18 protein-coding genes and 1 rRNA gene are annotated in these 22,021 nt (G+C 69.3%); 15 read left to right on the forward strand and 4 right to left on the reverse strand.

From position 1 onward, the window contains the following. Both gcvH and gcvP read left to right on the forward strand, forming a co-directional pair. Positions 1-384 (forward strand): glycine cleavage system protein GcvH, encoded by a 384-nt coding sequence (gene gcvH, locus JNB62_RS07655; protein WP_220300258.1) that lies wholly within the window; start codon positions 1-3, stop codon positions 382-384. Further along, on the forward strand, positions 381-3,272 hold the full coding sequence (gene gcvP, locus JNB62_RS07660; protein WP_220300259.1) for an aminomethyl-transferring glycine dehydrogenase: 2,892 nt from the start codon (positions 381-383) through the stop codon (positions 3,270-3,272). Before gcvH ends, gcvP begins: the two co-directional genes overlap by 4 nt. A gap of 46 nt (positions 3,273-3,318) precedes the next feature. On the opposite strand, the gene JNB62_RS07665 is transcribed toward gcvP, so the two are convergent. Beyond that, entirely contained in the window at positions 3,319-4,140 is an 822-nt protein-coding gene (locus tag JNB62_RS07665; protein ID WP_220300260.1) for a CPBP family intramembrane glutamic endopeptidase, read from the reverse strand. A gap of 195 nt (positions 4,141-4,335) precedes the next feature. Here JNB62_RS07665 and JNB62_RS07670 point away from each other — a divergent pair, with 195 nt between their 5' ends. The 3 genes from JNB62_RS07670 to JNB62_RS07680 all read left to right on the forward strand — a co-directional run bounded on the left by JNB62_RS07670 (position 4,336) and on the right by JNB62_RS07680 (position 9,041). Next, complete coding sequence (locus tag JNB62_RS07670) at positions 4,336-6,168, forward strand: ABC transporter family substrate-binding protein (protein WP_220300261.1); 1,833 nt, start codon at positions 4,336-4,338, stop codon at positions 6,166-6,168. A gap of 169 nt (positions 6,169-6,337) precedes the next feature. Then, complete coding sequence (locus JNB62_RS07675) at positions 6,338-7,855, forward strand: ABC transporter permease (RefSeq protein WP_220300262.1); 1,518 nt, start codon at positions 6,338-6,340, stop codon at positions 7,853-7,855. 1 nt (position 7,856) lies between these two features. Continuing rightward, positions 7,857-9,041, forward strand: coding sequence for an ABC transporter permease (locus JNB62_RS07680; RefSeq protein ID WP_220300263.1), 1,185 nt, complete (start codon positions 7,857-7,859; stop codon positions 9,039-9,041). Positions 9,042-9,051: 10 nt separating this feature from the next. On the opposite strand, the gene JNB62_RS07685 is transcribed toward JNB62_RS07680, so the two are convergent. Next, positions 9,052-9,660: a PH domain-containing protein gene (locus tag JNB62_RS07685; protein ID WP_220300264.1), complete on the reverse strand. Its 609-nt coding sequence runs from the start codon at positions 9,658-9,660 to the stop codon at positions 9,052-9,054. 32 nt (positions 9,661-9,692) lie between these two features. On the opposite strand from JNB62_RS07685, the gene JNB62_RS07690 reads away from it, so the two are divergent. The 8 genes from JNB62_RS07690 (at position 9,693) to JNB62_RS07725 (ending at position 18,132) form a co-directional block, all read left to right on the forward strand. Beyond that, positions 9,693-11,498 (forward strand): dipeptide ABC transporter ATP-binding protein, encoded by a 1,806-nt coding sequence (locus tag JNB62_RS07690; RefSeq protein WP_220300265.1) that lies wholly within the window; start codon positions 9,693-9,695, stop codon positions 11,496-11,498. Between the two features lie 103 nt (positions 11,499-11,601). Next, positions 11,602-13,515, forward strand: coding sequence for a translational GTPase TypA (typA, locus tag JNB62_RS07695; protein ID WP_220300266.1), 1,914 nt, complete (start codon positions 11,602-11,604; stop codon positions 13,513-13,515). A gap of 99 nt (positions 13,516-13,614) precedes the next feature. After that, on the forward strand, positions 13,615-14,406 hold the full coding sequence (locus JNB62_RS07700) for an AzlC family ABC transporter permease (RefSeq protein ID WP_223230996.1): 792 nt from the start codon (positions 13,615-13,617) through the stop codon (positions 14,404-14,406). Continuing rightward, positions 14,403-14,717, forward strand: a complete 315-nt coding sequence (locus JNB62_RS07705) for an AzlD domain-containing protein (RefSeq protein ID WP_220300267.1) — start codon at positions 14,403-14,405, stop codon at positions 14,715-14,717. Before JNB62_RS07700 ends, JNB62_RS07705 begins: the two co-directional genes overlap by 4 nt. Before the next feature lie 16 nt (positions 14,718-14,733). Next, on the forward strand, positions 14,734-15,144 hold the full coding sequence (locus JNB62_RS07710; protein ID WP_220300268.1) for a DUF6113 family protein: 411 nt from the start codon (positions 14,734-14,736) through the stop codon (positions 15,142-15,144). A 57-nt stretch (positions 15,145-15,201) separates the two neighbouring features. Next, the gene (gene fdxA / locus JNB62_RS07715; protein ID WP_018170155.1) at positions 15,202-15,522 is read left to right on the forward strand and encodes a ferredoxin; all 321 of its coding nucleotides are present in this window, start codon (positions 15,202-15,204) and stop codon (positions 15,520-15,522) included. 1 nt (position 15,523) lies between these two features. Continuing rightward, a complete protein-coding gene (dapC, locus tag JNB62_RS07720; RefSeq protein WP_220300269.1) occupies positions 15,524-16,645 on the forward strand; it encodes a succinyldiaminopimelate transaminase in 1,122 nt (373 codons plus the stop codon). Positions 16,646-16,833: 188 nt separating this feature from the next. After that, positions 16,834-18,132: a citrate synthase gene (locus JNB62_RS07725; RefSeq protein WP_220300270.1), complete on the forward strand. Its 1,299-nt coding sequence runs from the start codon at positions 16,834-16,836 to the stop codon at positions 18,130-18,132. An 81-nt stretch (positions 18,133-18,213) separates the two neighbouring features. Here the strand turns inward: JNB62_RS07725 and JNB62_RS07730 are convergent, their stop codons facing one another. Continuing rightward, positions 18,214-19,653: an MFS transporter gene (locus JNB62_RS07730; RefSeq protein WP_220300271.1), complete on the reverse strand. Its 1,440-nt coding sequence runs from the start codon at positions 19,651-19,653 to the stop codon at positions 18,214-18,216. 159 nt (positions 19,654-19,812) lie between these two features. Between JNB62_RS07730 and JNB62_RS07735 the strand changes: the two genes are divergently transcribed. Then, positions 19,813-20,382: a TetR/AcrR family transcriptional regulator gene (locus JNB62_RS07735; protein WP_220300272.1), complete on the forward strand. Its 570-nt coding sequence runs from the start codon at positions 19,813-19,815 to the stop codon at positions 20,380-20,382. A gap of 42 nt (positions 20,383-20,424) precedes the next feature. Here JNB62_RS07735 and dapD read toward each other — a convergent pair whose 3' ends face one another. Further along, complete coding sequence (dapD, locus tag JNB62_RS07740) at positions 20,425-21,381, reverse strand: 2,3,4,5-tetrahydropyridine-2,6-dicarboxylate N-succinyltransferase (protein ID WP_220300273.1); 957 nt, start codon at positions 21,379-21,381, stop codon at positions 20,425-20,427. A 531-nt stretch (positions 21,382-21,912) separates the two neighbouring features. Here dapD and JNB62_RS07745 point away from each other — a divergent pair. Then, positions 21,913-22,021 (forward strand): 16S ribosomal RNA (locus tag JNB62_RS07745); the annotation flags it as partial.

Genomic DNA, 22,021 nt, shown 5'->3' on the forward strand with positions numbered 1-22,021 from the left:
ATGACCGACCTGACCGCCCTCAAGTACACCGCCGAGCACGAGTGGATCGCCCTGGACGGCGACACCGCGACCGTCGGCATCACCGAGTACGCCGCCGACAAGCTCGGCGACGTCGTGTTCGTGGAGCTCCCCGCCGTCGGCACCGCGGTGACCGCGGCGACCGTCGTCGGCGAGATCGAGTCGACCAAGTCGGTCGGCGAGCTCTTCGCCCCGCTCGACGGCGAGGTCATCGCCGTCAACGACGCCGTGGTCGACGACCCCTCGCTCGTGAACGCCGACCCGTTCGGCGCGGGCTGGCTCGTCAAGCTCACCGTCGACCCCGCCGCCGTGGACGGTCTGCTCGACCGCGACGCCTACATCGCGCTCACGGGCGGCGCCGAATGACGGGCCTGTTCGCCGACCGCCACATCGGGACGGATGCCGCCGCCCAGCGGACGATGCTCGACGCCCTGGGCTACGACAGCGTCGACGCCCTCGTCGAGGCCGCGGTGCCGGCATCCATCCACGCGAACCCCCGCACCACGAGCGACATCCCGCCGGCTGCCACCGAGGCGGAGGCCCTGGCCGAGCTGCGGGCGCTCGCAGCCCAGAACCGCACGGCCCGCCCCATGATCGGCCTCGGGTACGCCGACACCTTCACGCCCTCGGTGATCGCGCGCAACGTGCTCGAGAACCCGTCCTGGTACACGGCGTACACGCCGTACCAGCCCGAGATCTCGCAGGGGCGCCTGGAGGCGCTCATCAACTTCCAGACGATGGTCACCGACCTCACGGGCCTCGCGACGGCCAACGCGTCGATGCTCGATGAGGCCACCGCCGTCGTCGAGGGCATGCTGGTGGCACGCCGTGGCTCGAAGTCGGCCTCGAACGTGTTCGTGGTCGACGCGGACGCGCTGCCCCAGACGCGCGCGCTGCTCGCACACCGCGCAGCGGCCGTCGGCATCGAGCTCGTCGTGCTCGACCTCGCGAACGGCGCCGCGCTGCCCGACGAGCTCTTCGGCGTGCTCGTGCAGTACCCGGGTGCCTCGGGCCGCGTGTGGGACCCGTCGGGAGTCGTGGATGCCGCACACGTCGCCGGTGCGCTGGTCGTCGTGGCCGCCGACATCCTCGCCCTCACCCTGCTGCGCTCGCCCGGCTCGCTCGGGGCCGACGTCGCGGTGGGCACGACGCAGCGCTTCGGCGTGCCCCTCGGCTTCGGCGGGCCGCACGCCGGGTACATGGCCGTGCGCCAGGGCCTGGAGCGCCAGCTCCCCGGCCGCCTCGTCGGCGTCTCGCAGGACGCCGCCGGCCACCCGGCGTACCGCCTCGCCCTGCAGACGCGCGAGCAGCACATCCGCCGCGAGAAGGCCACGTCGAACATCTGCACGTCGCAGGTGCTCCTGGCCGTGATGGCCTCGATGTACGCCGTCTACCACGGTCCTGACGGGCTCCGCGCGATCGCCACTGACGTCGCGAAGAAGGCCGAGGCCCTCGCCGGGCGACTGCGCGAGTACGGACTGTCGCTGCGGTCGGACGCGTTCTTCGACACCGTCCGCGTCGCCACCCCCGGACCGGCCCGCCGCGTCATCGAGCGCGCCCGTGAGCGCGGCTACCAGCTGGCCTGGGTCGACGATGCGACCGTCGGCGTCTCGGTCGACGAGACCACGACGGCCGACGACCTCGCCGCCGTCGCGTGGGCCTTCGGCCTGCCCGAGGGAGAGTTCGCCGGCGCGGGTTCGCAGGGCGAGCGCGCGCTGCCCTTCGTGGATGCCGCACCGCTGGCCGCCGTCCCGTCGCAGCTGCACCGGGTCGAGGAGTTCCTCACGCACCCGGTGTTCACGTCCCACCGCTCCGAGACCGCCATGATGCGCTACCTCAAGCAGCTCGCGGACCGCGACTACGCGCTGGACCGCGGCATGATCCCGCTGGGCTCGTGCACCATGAAGCTCAACGCCGCGACCGAGATGGCGGCGGTGTCGTGGCCGGAGTTCTCGCGCGTGCACCCGTTCGCGCCCGAGGAGGACGTGCGCGGCTACCTCGCCATGATCGAGCAGCTCGAGGTGTGGCTGGCCGAGGTCACCGGGTACGACGCGGTGTCGCTGCAGCCCAACGCCGGCTCGCAGGGCGAGCTCGCGGGCCTCATGGCGATCCGCGGCTACCACCGTGCCAACGGCGACCTCAACCGCACGGTCTGCCTCATCCCGTCGTCGGCCCATGGCACCAACGCGGCCTCGGCCGTGCTCGCGGGCATGCGTGTCGTCGTGGTCGCGTGCGACGACGCCGGCAACGTCGACCTCGACGACCTGCGGGCCAAGATCGCGGTCCACGCCGACGAGCTCGCGGCGCTCATGATCACCTACCCGTCGACGCACGGCGTATACGAGCACGACGTGCTCGACATCACGCAGGCCGTCCACGACGCGGGTGGCCAGGTGTACGTCGACGGCGCGAACCTCAATGCGCTTCTCGGCTACGCGCGCTTCGGCGACCTGGGAGGCGACGTCTCGCACCTCAACCTGCACAAGACGTTCGCGATCCCGCACGGCGGCGGCGGACCGGGCGTCGGCCCGGTGGCGGCCAAGGCGCACCTCGCGCCGTACCTGCCCAGCCACCCGCTGTCGCAGCGGCGCGACCACCCCGGCGGCGTGTTCGACGGCGGACCCATCTCGGCCGCGCCCCACGGCTCGGCGAGCATCCTGCCGATCTCGTGGGCGTACGTGCGCATGATGGGGTCCGACGGCCTGCGCGACGCCACGGCCGCGGCCGTGCTCGCGGCCAACTACATCGCGTTCCGCCTGCGCGAGCACTACCCGGTGCTGTACGCCGGTGAGGCGGGTCTCGTCGCGCACGAGTGCATCCTCGACCTGCGCCCCCTCAAGGAGGCGACCGGCGTGACCGTCGACGATGTGGCCAAGCGCCTCATCGACTACGGCTTCCACGCGCCGACGATGTCGTTCCCCGTCGCCGGGACGCTCATGGTCGAGCCGACGGAGTCCGAGGACCTCGGCGAGATCGAGCGCTTCATCGAGGCGATGATCGCGATCCGGGCCGAGGCCGAGCGCGTGGCGGCGGGGGAGTGGCCCGCCGACGACAACCCCCTCGTGAACGCCCCGCACACGGCGGAGTCCGTGGTCGCCGGCGAATGGACCCACCCGTACTCGCGCGAGACGGCCGTCTACCCCGTGCGCGCCCTCGTGCGCACGAAGTACTGGCCGCCCGTGCGCCGCATCGACCAGGCCTACGGCGACCGCAACCTGGTGTGCGCCTGCCCGCCCATCGAGGCCTTCGCCTGACGCGCCTGTGACGACGGGATGCCGGTGGCCCCGGCATCCCGTCGTTTCAGTTCGTGGGCGACGGCGTGGGGGTGCTCGCGGGCACCGGCGCGAAGACGCCCGGCCACAGCGCGGCGGCGAGCGGGTAGCCCACGAACGCGACGACGTCGAGGAGCGTGTGCGCGATGACGAGCGGCATGACGCGGCCCCATCGGCGATAGCACCATCCGAAGACGATGCCCATCACGACGTTGCCGACGATCGCGCCGAAGCCCTGGTAGGCGTGGTACGCACCCCGCAGCGCCGCCGACGTCAGGATGATGCTCCAGTCGTTCCACCCGAGGCGGCGCAGCCGGTCGAACAGGTAGCCGATGAAGATGACCTCTTCGGTCAGACCCGCCCGCAGGGCCGAGAGGACGAGCAGCGGGATCGTCCACCACGCGGCATCCAGCGGCGACGCCACCACCGCGACGGTGATCCCCAGCGCACGGCCGACCGCGTAGAGCGCGAGCCCCGGCAGACCGATCACGGCGGCGAGCGCGACGCCGCGCCACAGGTCGCCGCCGAACCTCGTGAAGTCGAGTCCGATGCGGCGAAGCGCGTTGCTCGCGGGCTCCCAGAGCAGGTACACCACGAGGGCGACCAGCGCGAGTGCGAAGAACACCGCGAGCAGCTGGTACACCACGTCCCACACCGCCTGCGCATCGCGCGACGGGTTCACCTGCGTCTGCTGGGAACCCAGTGGCACGGGCGCCAGGAGCTTGCGCACGAGCGAGAGCACCGAGTACAGCGCGGACTGGCCGACCGTGACCGCCAGGACGATCCAGATCTCCCACGAGAGGCGGCGTCGCTGGTACCGGGTGCTGGGGGGCAGGGTACTCGATACCACACCATCAGAGGGCGGGAAAGAGGGGGTCACCTTGTCAGATTGTCACACTTCGCGTCGATTGAGTTAAGGGTGTGTAACGTTTTGGCCGATCGTTTTGACCATCTCACCAGCGATGCATATCGTTTTCCCATCCGCGCGCCCGTCCGGTCGTTCCAGACGCGCGCGCACAAACCCTGCACAGGAGGAACAGTGAGAATGAAGCGCATCTCGGCCGCGGTGGCGCTCACCGCGGTCGGCGCACTGGCGATCTCGGGTTGCGCCGCCAACGGTGGCGGCAACGACTCGGGTGACGACTCCGGTCTCGTCGAAGGCTCGTCGATCACGGCGGCGTGGAACCAGGCGTTCTACTCGATGAACGGAAGCACGTCGTACGGTAACGCCACGGCGAACAACAACATCAACTACCTCGTCCTCGACGGCTTCAACTACTACGACAACACGCCGAAGCTCATCGAGAACACCTCGTTCGGCTCGTACGAGAAGCTCTCGGACGACCCGCTGACGGTCAAGTACACGATCGCCGACGGTGTCAAGTGGTCCGACGGTGTGGACGTCGACGCTTCCGACCTCCTGCTGAACTGGGCGGCCAACTCGCGCGCGCTCGACACTCCGGACTTCGACCCGACGCAGTACCAGGACGCCGAGACCGGTGAGTTCACCGGCGAGCTCCCCACCGACGTCGTGTACTTCGACTCGGGCGCCACGCCGGACGCGGGCCTCGGCCTCGTCTCGCAGACCCCCGAGGTCAGCGACGACAACAAGTCCATCACCGTCGTCTACGACGCCCCGTACGTGGACTGGGAGCTCGCGTTCCCGAGCCCGCTGCCGGCGCACGTGATCGGTGAGAAGGCTCTCAGCATCGACGACGCGCAGGACGCGAAGGATGCCGTCGTCTCGGCCATCCAGGACAACGACGCCGCGGCGCTCGCGCCCATCTCGTCGTTCTGGAACTCGGGCTTCAACTTCACCGAGATGCCCGACGACGCCTCGCTCGTCACCGCGAGCGGCCCGTACATGATCACCGACTTCGTCGCCGACCAGTACGTGACGCTGAAGGCCAACCCCGAGTACAAGGGTGACAACGCGCCGAACATCGAAGAGATCACGATCCGCTTCATCCCGGACCCGCTCGCCGCGGTCCAGGCGCTGCAGAACGGCGAGGTCGACGTCATCTCGCCGCAGGCCACGGCCGACATCAAGACGGCGCTCGACGCGGTCGACGGCATCACCGTCAAGACCGGCCTCGAGGGCACGTACGAGCACGTCGACCTGCAGTTCGACCAGGGCAAGAACAGCCAGAACATCTTCTCGAACCCCAAGGCTCGTGAGGCGTTCATGAAGGTCATCCCGCGTCAGGAGATCCTCGACACCCTGATCAAGCCGATCTCGGGTGACGACGCCACGCTGCGCAGCTCGCAGATCTTCGTCCCCGGTGCCGAGGGCTACGACGAGTCGGTCGCCAACAACGGCTCGGAGGCGTACGCCGAGGTCGACATCGAAGGCGCCAAGGCCCTGCTGGCCGAGTCGGGCATCACCGACACCTCGGTCTGCATCCTCTACGCGTCGAACAACCCGCGTCGTGTCAACGAGTTCGCCCTGATCCAGCAGTCCGCTGCGCAGGCCGGCTTCAACGTCACCGACTGTGGTTCCGAGAAGTGGGGCGGCCTCCTGGGCACCCCGGGTGCCTACGACGCGTCGCTCTTCGGGTGGCAGTCGACCAGCCTCGGTGTGACCAGCTCGGGTCCGACCTTCCAGACCGGTGCGATCAACAACATGAACTTCTACTCGAGCGCGGAGGCTGACGACGTCATCGCCAAGCTCAACGTGGAGTTCGACGCCGACAAGCAGATCGAGCTTCAGCAGCAGCTGGACAAGATCCTGTGGAATGACTTCTACGGCGTGACCATCTTCCAGTTCCCGGGCGTCACCGCCTTCAGCGACCGTGTGGAGGGCATCGACCCGTCGATCCTCGCTCCCACGATCTTCTGGAACGCGTGGGACTGGGCCGTCACCGACTCGGGAGAGTGATCGTCACACGGTAGTCATCGTGCTCAGGCACTGACCACCGAGGTGGGGTGCAGGTCCCCCTGGGGGACCTGCACCTCGCCGCGTTACACTCCTCTCAGCGGCGGGCACGAGGCCGGCAGCACGCCGACTCCTGCCCCTGCTGATTCATCGATTGGCAGGCGGCCACAACATGGCTTCATTCATCATCCGGCGGTTGATCGCATCGATCTTCGTGCTCTTCGCCGCGACATTCCTGATGTATCTGCTGGTGGCGTACTCGGGCGATCCCCTGGAAGACCTCCGGCAGAGCAACGCTCCTAACAAGGAGTCCCTCATCGAGGCGCGCACCAAGCTCCTCAACCTCGACGTCCCGCCGCCGCTGCGCTACTTCCTGTGGCTCGGCGGTGTCTTCCGCGGCGACTTCGGCATCTCGATCCAGAACCAGCCGGTCAACGCCCTGCTGGGCAACGCGATCACGTCGACGCTGACGCTGGTCACGACCGCGACCGTCGTCGCGATGGTCCTGGGCATCACCGTCGGCATCGTGTCGGCGCTCCGTCAGTACACCGGGTTCGACTACAGCGTGACGCTCATCGCGTTCCTGTTCTTCTCGCTCCCGATCTTCTGGGTGGCCGTGCTCCTCAAGCAGTACGGTGCGATCCAGCTGAACAACTGGCTGGCTGATCCGACGATCTCGGTACCCGTGATCATCGGCTTGGCCATCGTGTCGGGTCTGCTGTGGATGTCGATCCTCGGCGGCAAATGGCGCAAGCGCCTCACCGTCTTCGCGATCGCGGCAGTGGCGTCCGCCGCGGTGCTGACGTTCCTGTCGGTCACCCAGTGGTTCGCCGACCCGAGCATCGGCATCGTGGTCTACGCGTTCCTCGCCATCGGCATCGCCGTCGGCGTCACGGCGATCTCGACCGGCCTGCGCAACCGCAAGGCGCTGTACGCATCGCTCATCGTCGCGGTGATCGGCATCGCGCTGTACTTCCCGATGATGAACTACATCCTCAACGGGATGACGCTGTGGTTCTTCCTGCTGCTGGCCGTGCTCGCGGTCGTCGTCAGCGGGGCCATCGGCTGGTTCATGGGCGCACCCGACCGCGGTCCGGTCGTCCGGACGACGGCGATCGTCGGGTTCTTCGTGGCCGCGTTCACCGCGCTCGACAAGTACATGTCGTACTGGCAGGCGTACGCGAACTCGAGCCGTGTGCGCGGGCGTCCGATCGCGACGGTGGGTTCTTCGACCCCGGGCCTCGGAGGCAACTTCTGGGTGCAGGGCATCGACCTGTACACCCACCTGCTGCTGCCGACGATCGCGATCATCCTGATCTCGTTCGCGAGCTACACCCGCTATTCGCGGGCGAGCCTGCTCGAGGTCATGAACCAGGACTACATCCGCACCGCGCGCTCCAAGGGACTCACGGAGCGCACGGTGGTCGTCCGCCACGCGTTCCGCAACGCACTCATCCCCATCACCACGATCATCGCGTTCGACGTCGGCGCGCTCATCGGCGGCGCGGTCATCACCGAGACGGTGTTCGGCTGGGTCGGCATGGGCCGTCTGTTCGTGACGGCACTCGGCGCGCACGACCCCAACCCGGTCATGGCGTTCTTCGTGGTGACGGGCACGCTCGCGGTCATCTTCAACCTCATCGCGGACCTCGTCTACGCGGCCCTCGACCCGAGAATCAAGGTGGGCTGACATGAACACTTCCATCACCGAAGAGCCCGGCACCGAGACGCAGGCACTGGCCGAGATCTCGATCGAGCAGAAAGAGACCGAGGGTCTCAGCCAGGGCCAGATCGTCCGTCGCCGGTTCTTCCGGCACCGTGGCGCGATGATCTCGATGATCGTGCTCGCGTTCATCGTCATCCTGGCGTTCACCTCGGTCGGCGTGTCCCTGTGGGGCATCCGCATCCCGGGCTGGTGGCAGTACTCGTGGGAGGAGATCCCGCCCAAGGTCAACAACGGCGAGCCGACCATGAGCCTGTGGCCGCTGCAGTTCGGCGACCACCCGTTCGGGCAGGACGAGGTCGGCCGCGACATCTTCGCGGTCGTCATGCGCGGTACGCAGCAGTCGATCATGGTCATGGTGATCGTGGGCATCGTGGCCACGCTCATCGGCGTCGTGATCGGCGCGACCGCGGGCTACTACGGCAAGTGGACCGACTCGGTGCTGATGCGCTTCACCGACATCATCATCACGATCCCGCTGATCGTGATCGGCTCGGTGCTCGGCTTCGCGCTGGGCAGCCTCGGTGCGGCGCTGCTGGGCGTCGTGATCGGCTTCTTCGCCTGGACGACCATGGCCCGTCTCGTGCGCGGCGAGTTCCTCAGCCTGCGCGAGCGCGAGTTCGTCGACGCCGCGCGGGTGTCGGGGGCGCGCGACCGCCGGATCATCTTCCGCCACATCCTGCCCAACACGGTGGGCGTCATCGTCGTCAACGCGACGCTGATGATGGCCGGCGCGATCCTGCTCGAGTCGGCGCTGAGCTTCCTCGGGTTCGGCGTGCAGTCGCCCGACACGTCGCTCGGCAAGATCATCTCCGAGAACCAGGCGGCGTTCTCCACGCGGCCGTGGCTGTTCTGGTGGCCGGGTCTGTTCATCATCGCGATCGCGCTGTGCGTCAACTTCATCGGCGACGGTCTGCGCGACGCGTTCGACCCGCGCCAGAAGAAGATGCCGAGCGAGCGCGCGATGGCTCGCGCCGGCCGCGCGAGCGGACCGCTGGCTCCGGCCGTCGACACCACGCCCGCGACGGACGCTCCGTCGGTCACGGTCATGGGCGCGGCGGTGTACACGAGTGAGGACATCGTGAGCTATCACGACATCCGACCCGAGCACCCCGGCGACCCGACGGACGAACCGCTCAACCCGGAGCGGTGACGACGTGGTGCTAGACCAGCAGACCGATCGTGGTCGCCGCGGCCAGCGCCGCGACGACCGCGATCGTCGCCCAGTGCCACGTCACGGTGGCGGCCTCCGGGTCGACGCCGCTGGCGAAGGCTCCCGCATCGCGCAGCTGCTCCCAGTGGCCGCGGATCAGCTGGGCGAGATTGCCGGTCGGCACCGAGATCGCGTCAGCGGGCCGCAGGCCCCCCGATTCGCCGCGGGCGGATCCGCTCACTCCGTCGAAGTCCTTCGGGGCGAGACCGAGTGTGCGGTGACGCCCCGGCGAAGGGGCCGCCCACACCGACACACGTCCGTGGGCGGTGTGCAGGGTGAGCGAGAAGCGCGTATCGATCGCGACGATCGACGGCCACGGGACGAAGTGCGTGCGCAGCACGTTCTCGACCGTGATGCCGTGCTCCTGCACCCGCAGGCTCGGACGCCAGAAGAGCGCCCAGGCCACGACGGCGCCGAGGGCGATCGGCCACACGTATCGCAGCGCGGCCGCGGGATCCGCCCAGACCAGCCCGATGGCGCCGAGAGCGCACACCACGATGGTCACGACAGCGAGGATGCGGCCGAAGACCGGCCGATAGAAGACCTCCTGGAAAGACATGACTTCAAGCTTTGCAGATGGGACACCACCGAATGACTGACACGACGGGCGTCGAGGCCGAAACCACGGCTTCGCACGAGGCCCTCCCTGAGACGATCCTCAAGGTAGAGAACCTGGGCGTCGAGTTCTGGGTCGAAGGCGAGTTCTACCCCGCCGCCATCGACATGAACTACGAAGTGCGGCGCGGCGAGGTCCTCGCCATCGTCGGCGAGTCCGGCTCCGGCAAGAGCACCAGCTCGATGTCGCTGCTGGGCCTGCTCCCCGAGAACGCACGCGTCACCGGTTCGATCAAGCTCCTCGGCCGCGAACTGCGCGGTGCCGACCCGGTGACGCTGAGGTCGCTGCGCGGCAACGAGATCGCGGTGATCTTCCAGGAGCCGATGACAGCACTGAACCCGGTGTACACGATCGGCTTCCAGATCATGGAGTCGCTGCGCTCGCACGACCGCGGGCTCGCTCCCAGCGTCGCGAAGGAGAAGGCGATCGAGCTGCTGCGCATGGTCGAGATGCCCAACCCCGAGCAGTCGTTCAACAAGTACCCGCACCAGCTGTCGGGCGGCCAGCGTCAGCGCGCCATGATCGCGCAGTCGATCTCGTGCGACCCGCTGCTGCTCATCGCCGACGAGCCGACCACCGCGCTCGATGTGACGGTGCAGGCCGAGGTGCTCGACCTGCTGCGCAATCTGCACAAGCGCCTGGACTCGGCGATCATCCTGATCACCCACGACATGGGCGTGGTGGCCGACCTCGCCGACCGCATCATGGTCATGAAGAACGGCCTCGTGGTCGAGTCGGGCTCCGTCGAGCAGATCTTCCACGACCCGAAGCACCCGTACACGCAGCAGCTGCTGGCCTCCGTGCCGCACCTCGGCCTCGGCGTCCTGGAGACCGAGCCGACGGTCGCCGACGAGGTCGTCACCGAGACGTCGGCCGTGCCGTCCGTCTCGTCCATCCGCGAGCGGGCGACCGAGGTCGCCGAAGAGATCATCGAGACCCGCACGCCGGTGCTGGCCTTCGAGGACGTCGCGATCGACTACCCCAAGCGCGGCCGCATCCCGGCGTTCCGCGCCGCGGAGCACATCGATCTCGCGATCTATCCCGGCGAGATCGTCGGCCTCGTGGGCGAGTCGGGATCGGGCAAGACGACGCTGGGCCGCGCCGCGATCGGGCTGCTGCCCATCGCGGAGGGCAAGCTCACCGCCGTCGGCACCGACATCTCGAAGCCAAGCCAGAAGGATCTCTTCGCGATCCGCCGTCGCACCGGCATCGTTTTCCAGGACCCGGCATCGTCACTGAACCCCCGCATGCCGATCGGCGAGTCCATCGGCGAGCCGATCCTGCTGGCCGGCGTCGCGAAGGGCAAGGACCTCGACAAGCGCGTCGAAGAGCTGCTGAGCCAGGTCGAGCTGCCCCGTTCGTACCGCAACCGCTTCCCGCACGAGCTCTCGGGCGGTCAGCGTCAGCGCGTCGGCATCGCGCGCGCCCTCGCACTGGCACCCGAGCTGCTGGTGGCCGACGAACCGACCTCGGCGCTCGACGTGTCGGTGCAGGCCCGCTTCCTGGATCTGCTGCAGGAGCTGCAGCAGCAGCTGCAGTTCGCGTGCCTGTTCATCAGCCACGACCTCGCGGTCGTCGACATCCTGTCGCACCGCATCGCGGTGATGCACCACGGCAAGCTCGTCGAGACCGGCACGCGCGACCAGATCCTGCGCGGCGCGACCGACCCCTACACGCAGCGTCTGATCGCCGCCGTGCCGGTGCCGAACCCCGAAGAGCAGCGCGTGCGCCGCGAGGCGCGCGCGGCGCTGCTGGCCGCGACGGGCGGTGCCGAGAGCTGATCCGCACGCGCCTGGACGCCTCCGGAAGGAGATGTCCAGGTGCGCCCGATAGAATGGGGGATGCCGGCACTCCGGCATCCCCCTCTCTTTCAAGGATTCCCTCATGGCGCGCGCCCTCCGTCCGGACCTCCGCAACGTCGCGATCGTCGCCCACGTCGACCACGGCAAGACCACTCTGGTCGACGCCATGCTCCGTCAGACCGGCTCGTTCGGCGAGCACGCTCACGTCGAGGAGCGCGCGATGGACTCGAACGACCTCGAGCGCGAGAAGGGCATCACGATCCTCGCCAAGAACACGGCGATCACCTACAACGGCGCGCACACCGACGTGCCGGTGACGATCAACGTCATCGACACGCCCGGTCACGCCGACTTCGGCGGCGAGGTCGAGCGCGGCCTGTCGATGGTCGACGGCGTCGTGCTGCTCGTCGACGCGAGCGAGGGCCCGCTGCCCCAGACGCGCTTCGTGCTGCGCAAGGCGCTCGAGGCGAAGCTGCCGGTCATCCTCCTGGTCAACAAGACCGATCGCCCCGACGCACGCATCGCCGAGGTCGAGGAGGAGAGCCACGACCTGCTGCTGGGTCTCGCGTCCGATCTGCAGGACGACGTGCCCGACCTGGATGTCGACGCGCTGCTGGACGTTCCCGTCGTGTACGCCTCCGGTCGCGCCGGCGCGGCATCGCGCAACCGTCCCGCCAATGGCGAGCTTCCCGACAACGCCGACCTCGAGCCGCTCTTCGAGGCGATCCTCGAGCACGTGCCGGCGCCGTCGTACGACGACGAGGCTCCGCTGCAGGCGTGGGTCACGAACCTCGACTCCAGCCCGTTCCTCGGGCGCCTCGCCCTGCTGCGCGTCTTCAACGGCACGCTCAAGAAGGGCCAGACGGTCGCGTGGGTGCGCCACGACGGCTCGCACTCCAACGCGCGCATCACCGAGCTGCTGAAGACCCGCGCCCTGGAGCGCTACCCCGCCGAGGAGGCGGGCCCCGGCGACATCGTCGCCATCGCCGGCATCGAAGAGATCACGATCGGCGAGACGATCGCCGACCCCGAGGACGTCCGTCCGCTCCCCGCGATCACCGTCGACGACCCCGCGATCTCGATGACGATCGGCACCAACACCTCGCCGCTGGTCGGCAAGGTGAAGGGCCACAAGGTCACCGCGCGCATGGTGAAGGACCGCCTCGACCGCGAGCTCATCGGCAACGTGTCGCTCAAGGTCGTCGACATCGGACGCCCCGATGCGTGGGAGGTGCAGGGGCGTGGCGAGCTGGCTCTCGCGATCCTCGTCGAGAACATGCGCCGCGAGGGCTTCGAGCTGACCGTCGGCAAGCCGCAGGTCGTCACGCGCAAGGGCGAGGACGGCAAGGTCAAGGAGCCCTACGAGCACCTGACGATCGACGCCCCCGAGGAGTACCTCGGCGCCATCACGCAGCTGCTGGCCGCCCGCAAGGGCCGCATGGAGACCATGACCAACCACGGCACCGGCTGGGTGCGCATGGAGTTCGTGGTTCCCTCGCGCGGCCTCATCGGCTTCCGCACCGAGTTCCTCTCGACCACGCGCGGCACCGGCATCGCGAACGCGATCTCGCACGGCTACGACGACTGGGCCGGGCACATCGTGGCGCGTCAGAACGGCTCGATCGTCGCCGACCGTGCGGGTGTCGCGACGCCGTTCGCGATGATGGCGCTGCAGGAGCGCATGAGCTTCTTCATCCAGCCCACCGAAGAGGTGTACGAGGGCATGGTCGTGGGCGAGAACACGCGCGCCGACGACATGGACGTCAACATCACGAAAGAGAAGAAGCTCACCAACATGCGCTCGTCGACCGCCGACGAGCTCGAGCGACTGACTCCGCCGCGCCAGCTGTCGCTCGAAGAGAGCCTCGAGTTCGCGCGTGACGACGAATGCGTCGAGGTCACGCCCGAGAAGGTGCGCATCCGCAAGGTCGTCCTGGACGCCACCGAGCGCGGCCGCGCCGCGTCGCGCCTGAAGCGCCAGGACGCCAACGCCTGAGGATCGAGTGGATGCCGCGACCCGTCGCCCGTTGAGGGCCCGGGTCGCGGCATCCTCGTCTCCGCTCCGGTCCAATCGCGCACCGGCGGACCGCAGGGCATGGGGGAGGGCGTCGCTACGATCGACCCCGTGACCCTGGACCCGCATCTCGACGACGCACACGGTGCGGGCGAGGCGCGCCGGGCGGTGCGCGACGCGCTCGGCGTCGCGATCGCGACGAGCGCGTACGGCATCTCGTTCGGAGCGCTCGCGGTGGCCGCAGGCTTCGACGTGTGGCAGACGTGCGTGCTCAGCCTCGTGATGTTCACCGGTGGATCCCAGTACGCGTTCGTCGGCATCGTCGGTGCCGGGGGACTGGCGGCGGTGCCGGCCGCGATCGCGTCGGCGGCACTGCTCGGCGTCCGGAACATCGCCTACGGGATCCGCATGTCGCCCGTCATCGGGACGGGGTTCTGGCGGCGGGCGGCCGCTGCCCAGTTCACGATCGACGAATCGACCGCCGTCTCGCTCGCTCAGTCCACGCATCGCGCGCGCACGCTCGGGTTCTGGGTGACCGGCATCGGCATCTACGTCGGCTGGAACCTCTCGACCCTCGCCGGGGCGCTGCTGGGCGACGTCCTCGGCGACCCGCGCGCGTACGGGCTCGACGCCGCGGCGGCTGCGGCCTTCCTCGCGCTGCTGTGGCCGCGCCTGCGCGCCCGCCAGCCGATCGTGGTGGGAGTCGCGGCGGCGGTCGTCGCGACCGTGCTGACGCCCGTGCTGATGCCCGGGCTTCCGGTGATCATCGCTGCGCTGGTGGCGATCGTCGTCGGCTGGACCAACTGGCTCGGACGCGAGGACCGGGCCGATGCTGAGCCGGATGCCGTCGCCGAGCGGGAGGGGCTGCCGTGACCATGTGGACCGCCGTGCTCGTGGCATCCATCGTCTGCGTCGCACTGAAGACCGTCGGGTATCTGATCCCGCCGAAGTGGGTGGAGGCGCCGCGCCCGATGCGCATCGCCGACCTGCTGACGGTGGCGCTGCTCGCGGCGCTCGTCGCCGTGCAGACGCTCGGCGCGGGCCAGACGATCGTCGTGGACGCGCGCGTGCCGGCACTGCTCGTCGCGGCGGGTCTGTTGCTGCTGCGGGCTCCGTTCCTCGTCGTGGTGGTCGCCGCGGCGGTCGTGGCCGCGCTCCTGCGGCTGTGGGGCTGGGCGGCCTGACACCTAGACTTGGCCGGTGAGATTCTCGTGGTCCAGGGTCGGCACGTGGCTGGTGGCGTTCGTCGTCGGCGCGGTGTACGGAGTGGCCGGCACGGTGGCCCAGGCGTATCAGCTGGGCTGGTTCCCGCTCGGGCTCGTGCTCGCCGTGATCGGCGTCGTCGCGCTCCTCGTCGCCGTGCGCCTGCTGACGGGCGACCGCTGGGCGGCCCTCGCTGCGGGCCTCGGGGTCATGATCGCGACGCTGGTCTTCTCGGGCGCCGGTCCCGGCGGCTCGGTCGTGGTGCCGCAGGCGCCCGAGGGCCAGTTCAACCCCGGAATCGTGTGGACGATCATCGTGCCGCTGGCGGCCACCATCGTGATCGCGTGGCCGGAGTCGCTGCCCCGCATGGCGCCGGCCGCCGCGGTCGCGTCGCGCGACGTGGACTGAACCGCTCCCGTCCGTCGCACGGCCGAGCGATCGGGATGCCGCGGCTAGACTGAACCCGTGACGTACGTGATCGCCCTTCCCTGCGTGGACGTCAAGGACCGCGCCTGCATCGACGAGTGTCCGGTGGACTGCATCTACGAGGGTGACCGGTCGCTGTACATCCACCCGGACGAGTGCGTGGACTGCGGTGCGTGCGAGCCGGTGTGCCCGGTCGAGGCGATCTACTACGAGGACGACCTGCCCGACGAGTGGCAGGACTACTACAAGGCCAACGTCGAGTTCTTCGACGACATCGGCTCGCCCGGCGGTGCGGCCAAGGTCGGCGTGATCCACAAGGACCACCCGATCATCGAGGCCCTGCCCCCGCAGGAACACTGACGTGGGGGTCGCCGACCTCGCCGATTACCCCTGGGACGCGGTCGCACCCTACGCGGCACGGGCACGCTCCCACCCCGACGGCCTGGTCGACCTGTCGATCGGCTCGCCCGTCGACCCCACCCCGGACGTCATCGGCGACGCCCTGCGCGCCGCGACGGATGCGCACGCGTACCCGCAGACAGTGGGCACCCCCGCCCTGCGCGCCGCGATCGCGGGCTGGTACGCCCGTCGGCGCGGTGTGCCCGGCCTGACGCCGGAGAACGTGCTGCCGACGGTGGGCTCGAAAGAGCTCGTGGCGCTGCTGCCGCTACTGCTGGGCCTCGGTCCGGGCGACGTCGTCGTGCACCCGCGGGCGGCGTATCCGACGTACGAGGTCGGCGCGCGGCTCGTCGGCGCCACGCCGTTCGCGTCCGACGATCCTGCCGAGTGGCCCGCGGCGACGAAGCTGGTGTGGGTCAACTCGCCCGGCAACCCTGACGGACGCATCCTCGATGTCGACGCGCTGCGCGCGGCGGTGGCGCGCGCACGAGAGCTGGGCGCCGTGCTCGCCTCGGACGAGTGCTACGCCGAGCTCGGCTGGGACGCCCCGTGGGACACCGAGCCGGTGCCCTCGGCGCTGGACCCGCGCGTGACGGACGGCGACCTGCGCGGCATCCTCTCGGTCTATTCGCTCAGCAAGCAGTCGAATCTCGCCGGGTACCGTGCGGCGTTCCTCGCGGGGGACCCGGCGGTCGTGGCGCGACTGCTCACCGCCCGCAAGCATCTCGGCCTCATGCTGCCGCTGCCGGTGCAGGCCGCCATGGCCGCGGCGCTCGACGACGACGCGCACGTGGCCGCACAGCGCGAGCTGTACCGCCGTCGGCGCGAGGTGCTGAAGCCGGCGGCCGAGGCGGCGGGCTTCCACATCGACGGCAGCGAGGGCGGCCTGTACCTGTGGGCCACCGAGGGCCGCGACGCATGGGAGAGCCTCGGGCGCCTCGCCGATCTCGGCATCCTCGCCGGGCCCGGGCACTTCTACGGCACGCACTTCCCGCAGCACGTGCGACTGTCGCTCACGGCCACCGACGAGCGCATCGTTGCGGCGGCTGCGCGCCTGCGGGCGGTCTCGGTGCTGCAGGACTGACGATTCCTCCATCGGATGCGTCGTCCCTTTGGCCGTGTCAGCAGTAGGCGCGACAGCGGACTAGGCTGTAAGAACGCGGCGGCGCGGCATCCCCGTCCCCGCATCTCCGTCCTGAGGCAGGAGCCGTCGAGGCATCGCCGAGGACAGGACGACACCCCCGGCACGACCAGAAATCGCGAGGAGGCGCCGTGAGCGACGCGGGCACCCAGCAGGAGAAGGCCACCCTCACGATCGGTGAGACCACCGCGGAGTTCCCGCTGCTGCGGGGCACCGACGGCACGCCGAGCGTGGACTTCTCCACCTTCACCCGCCAGACCGGCCACACCGCCCTCGACTACGGCTTCGTGAACACGGCGGCGACCAAGTCCGCCATCACGTACATCGACGGCGACCAGGGAATCCTGCGCTACCGCGGCTACCCGATCGAGCAGCTGGCGAAGAACAGCACGTACCTCGAGGTCGCGTGGCTGCTCATCTACGGCGAGCTTCCGACGGCGGACGAGCTGGCGGACTTCGATGAGAAGATCCGCCGCCACACGCTGCTGCACGAGGACCTCAAGCGGTTCTTCTCGGCCCTTCCCCACACGGCGCACCCGATGTCGGTGCTGTCGTCGGCCGTGTCTGCGCTCTCGACCTACTACGAGCACCAGTCCGATCCCAACAACCCCGAGCACGTCGAGCTCAACACGATCCGCATGCTCGCGAAGCTGCCGGTGATCGCGGCGTACGCGCACAAGAAGAGCATCGGGCAGGCGTTCCTGTACCCCGACAACTCGCTCGGGTTCGTCGACAACTTCCTCAAGCTCAACTTCGGCGTGCTGTCGGAGGTGTACGAGGTCGATCCCGTGATGTCGCGTGCGCTCGAGCGCCTGCTCATCCTCCACGAGGACCACGAGCAGAACGCCTCCACGTCGACGGTGCGCCTGGTCGGCTCGACGGGCGCCAACCAGTTCTCGTCCATCTCTGCCGGCATCAACGCCCTCTACGGTCCGCTCCACGGCGGCGCCAACGAGGCCGTGCTCGACATGCTGGGTCGCATCCGAGACTCCGGCGAGAGCGTGCAGCGCTTCGTGGAGCGGGTGAAGAACAAGGAGGACGGGGTGAAGCTCATGGGCTTCGGGCACCGCGTCTACAAGAACTACGACCCGCGCGCGAAGCTCGTGAAGGAGTCGGCCGACGAGGTCCTTGCCGCACTCGGCGTCAGCGACCCGCTGCTCGACCTCGCCAAGGAGCTCGAAGAGATCGCGCTCAACGACGCGTACTTCCAGGACCGCCGGCTCTACCCGAACGTCGACTTCTACACCGGCGTCATCTACAAGGCGATGGGCTTCCCGACGCGCATGTTCACGGTGCTCTTCGCGATCGGGCGCCTGCCCGGCTGGCTCGCCCAGTGGCGAGAGGCCGCGAGCGACCCCCAGACCAAGATCGGCCGCCCCCAGCAGCTGTACATCGGCGCCCCCGAGCGCGCGTACCCCGGGCTCGGCTGAGACGCAGATGACGGATGCCGCACCCCGAGGGGTGCGGCATCCTCTGTGTGTACGGCGCGTCCGCGCCTCGGACGCGGCTCGTCAGGCCGCCTCGGCGAAGGCGGGCGTCTCGTCGGCGGTCTCGAGCGGACGCGGGGCGGTGGCATCCACTCGACGCGGCCGGACGGCGAGCACGATGACGGCGGCGACCACGGCGGCCCCGGCGATCGTCAGCCACGCCAGCGTGTAGCTGTCGAAGGGCGGGACGTCGCCGGGTGCGACCGACCCGAAAACGACGGCCGTCGTGAACGCCGACCCGATCGCCGAGCCGATGGTGCGGATGTTGGCGTTGACGCCGGTGGCGATACCGGTGCGGTCCGCCGGGACGCTTTCGACGATGATGCTCGCCGCCGACGCGTAGGCCAGGCCGATCCCGACGCCGAACACGCCACCGGCGACGGCGACGGCCAGCAGAGCCGTGTGCTCGATGACGGCGAGCACGACACCGCCGGCCATGAACACGGCGCCGATCGCCATCATCACCCGCAGCGGCACGACGCGGGCGATCGCACCGGCGGCGAAGCCGACGCCCGACATGCCCACCAGCAGCGGAAGCAGGGCGACGCCGGCGGCCTGCACCGTCAGCCCGAGACCCCAGCCGGAGCTGACGGGTGTCTCGAGGAACTGGGGCAGGTAGCCCCAGAACCCGAATGCGGCGACGCCCACGAGCAGAGCCGCGGCGTTGACGGGCCAGATCGCGCGAGCAGCCATGAGCCGCAGGTCGACGAGCGGGCTGTCGGAGCGCAGCTCGGCGACGACCCACGCGGCCATGAGCAGGATCGCCGTGGCGAACAGGCCGAGCGTCACGGGCGACGTCCAGCCCCAGCGTGCACCCGAGCTGAGGGGCACGAGCAGGGCGATGAGCCAGCCCGACAGCAGCACGGCCGACAGCGTGTTGACGCGGCCCTGGGCGCGCACGCCGGTGCGCGGCACGAGCGTGACCGTGAGGACGATCCCCGCGACGGCCGCGATGAAGGGCACCGCGAAGATGCCGTGCCAGCCGAGCAGTGCGGCGAGCGGGCCGGCGAGCACGCTGCCTGCGGCGCCGCCGATGCCGATGATCGCGCTCGTGGCGCCGATCGCACCGGTGAGGCGCTCGGCCGGCATGACGTCGCGCAGCAGGCCGAAGGCGAGTGGGAACAGCGCGCCGCCGACGCCTTGCAGGACGCGGGCGACGATCAGCACGGGCAGGTTCGCGGCGAACGAGGCGACGATGTCGCCGAGCGCGACGACCGCGATGACGACGAGGAACGTGTTGCGGCGGCCTCTCAGGTCGCCGATGCGGCCGAGCAGGGGAGTCGCGACGGCGGCGGCGATGAGCCAGGCCGTGTTGGTCCAGGATGCCGCGTCCGCCGTGACCCCGAAGTCCGAGGCGATGAGCGGTATGACAGGGATGACGAGGTTCTGCAGGAGCGCGAGCGAGGCGACGCTGATGGCGATCGCCGCGAACGCCGCGCGGGACGAAGAGGTGGACGTGGGCATCGACGGGCCTTCCGATGGGTGCGGATCCGATGAATGCGGAGTAAAGTGGAGGTAGGTCTCCGAACGGAGGATGCCTCCGCTTTGAGATTAGCGGAGGGTTCCTCCGTTTCGCAACCGTCAGTTTCCGTCCACCCGTTCGCTCCACCGGAGGTCACCGAGATGCCCGTCGCCGAGCGGATCTCCGCGCTCGAGGCGCGCCGACCGCAGCGCGCCGACGCCGCGCGCAACTTCGACGCCCTCGTCGCCGCCGGGCGCGAGGCGTTCGCCGAGCAGGGGTCGGCGGCATCCCTCGAAGACATCGCACGACGCGCGGGCGTCGGCATCGGCACGCTGTACCGCAACTTCCCGACGCGGGACGACCTCATCGAGACGCTGTACCTCGGTGAGGTGGACGCGCTCGTCCAGGCCGCCGAGGAGGTCTCGGCCCTCGAGCCGTGGGACGCCCTGCGGGCGTGGCTCGACCGCTTCGTCGCCTACGTCGGCACCAAGCACGCACTGCTGGAGGGCCTCAACCGTCGGTCGCCGGTGCTCGCGGAGTGCCGCACCATCATGTTCGCCGCCGGCGAGCCGCTGCTCCTGCGCGCTCAGGAGGCAGGCGAGGTCGTTCCCGACGTCACGATCGGCGACGTGGTGAAGCTGGTGTCGGGCGTCGCGGCCGTCGCATCGTTCGACGACGAGGCGCAGCGCACGCGCGTGCTGAATCTCGCGGTGAACGCGATCCGCCGCTGACGCCGAAGGCCGCCGGCTCGCGCCGACGGCCTTCGCACATCCTCAGGCGTGGAGCGCCTCGTTCAGCGTCACTCCCACCCCCGCGCGACGCACAGCCTCGACCGCGCCGCTGAGAGAGTTGCGGCGGAAGAGCAGTCCGTCGCGGCCGGAGAGGTCGGCGCCCTTCGCGGTCGACGGCGCGCCGTCGGCGCGACGCGGCTCGTCCACCAGGACGACCTTGGTGCCGGCGGTCAGGTACAGTCCGGCCTCGACCACGCAGTCGTCTCCGAGCGAGATGCCGATGCCCGCGTTCGCGCCGAGCAGTGTGCGGGCGCCGACCGACACCTTGTGGGTGCCGCCGCCCGACAGCGTTCCCATGATCGAGGCGCCGCCACCGATGTCGCTGCCGTCGCCGACCACGACGCCCTGCGAGATGCGTCCCTCGACCATGCTCTGACCGAGCGTGCCGGCGTTGAAGTTGACGAAGCCCTCGTGCATGACGGTCGTCCCGGGCGACAGGTAGGCGCCCAGGCGCACGCGGGAGGCATCCGCGATGCGCACGCCCGGCGGGGTGACGTAGTCGAGAAGACGGGGGAACTTGTCGAGGCCCTGCACCTGGATGCCCTCTCGTGCGAGGAACGGGCGCAGCCGGGTCAGGGCGTCGGGATGGACAGGACCGGCTGTGGTCCACGCCACGTTCGGCAGGTGCCCGAAGATGCCGTCGAGGTTGACGGTGTTGGGCTCGGCGAGGCGGTGCGAGAGCGCGTGCAGACGGAGATAGGCGTCGGGGGTGGAGGCCGGTGCGGCATCCAGGTCGACCTCGAGCGTCACGATCTCGACCTCGACGGCGCGACGCGCGTCCGGCACCGCGAGCCGGTCGAGCTCGTCCGGCGGAAGCTGCGGGTCGTACCCGAGCGGGATGCGTCCCGCCGCGGGGGAGGGGAACCACGTGTCGAGCACGGTCCCGTCTTCGGCGATCGTGGCGAGGCCGGCGCCCCACACCCAGCGTTCTTCGGTCATGTGATCCACGGTAGCGCGGCGCCTCCCGGGCTGCGCCCCGCGGGCGTTCCCGTGACGCCGGCGTGCGACACGCCCGGGATGCGTGCCCGATTCGACGCCTCGCGCCGATCCACGTAAAGTTCTTGTTGTTCGCCCCAAAGGGTAGAGCGTCAGACCGGAAGGTCTGGCTCCCCTCAAGCTGCGAACAGCCCGTCTGACACCAGCCGTTTGGTTGGTCGGCCGATCTCGGTCTAAGATGGGTGTCTTCCACTCCACGGGCAGTGCGCCACGTCGTGACGCGCGGTCGGGAGTGTGAGAGCAATGGAGTAGCCCCTGGCGATGGTCGAGAGACCGGGTCCTGGGTGCGTCCGATCTTTGAGAACTCAACAGCGTGCACTTGTCAAATGCCAATTTTTTCTCTGTCGACCACGTTTGTGGTTGGTGGGGGTCTTTTTGGATCAATTCATGGATGTCAGTTTGATATTCGTTTTTGGTCATGGTTGAACTCGCTGCGTTTCGGTCGTTTTTCCCGACTGTGCGTGGCTATCATTTTTTATGGAGAGTTTGATCCTGGCTCAGGATGAACGCTGGCGGCGTGCTTAACACATGCAAGTCGAACGATGAAGCCGAGCTTGCTTGGTGGATTAGTGGCGAACGGGTG

It is taken from the genome of Microbacterium jejuense (assembly GCF_019511665.1).
GTDB classification, from domain to species: Bacteria; Actinomycetota; Actinomycetes; order Actinomycetales; family Microbacteriaceae; genus Microbacterium; species Microbacterium jejuense_A.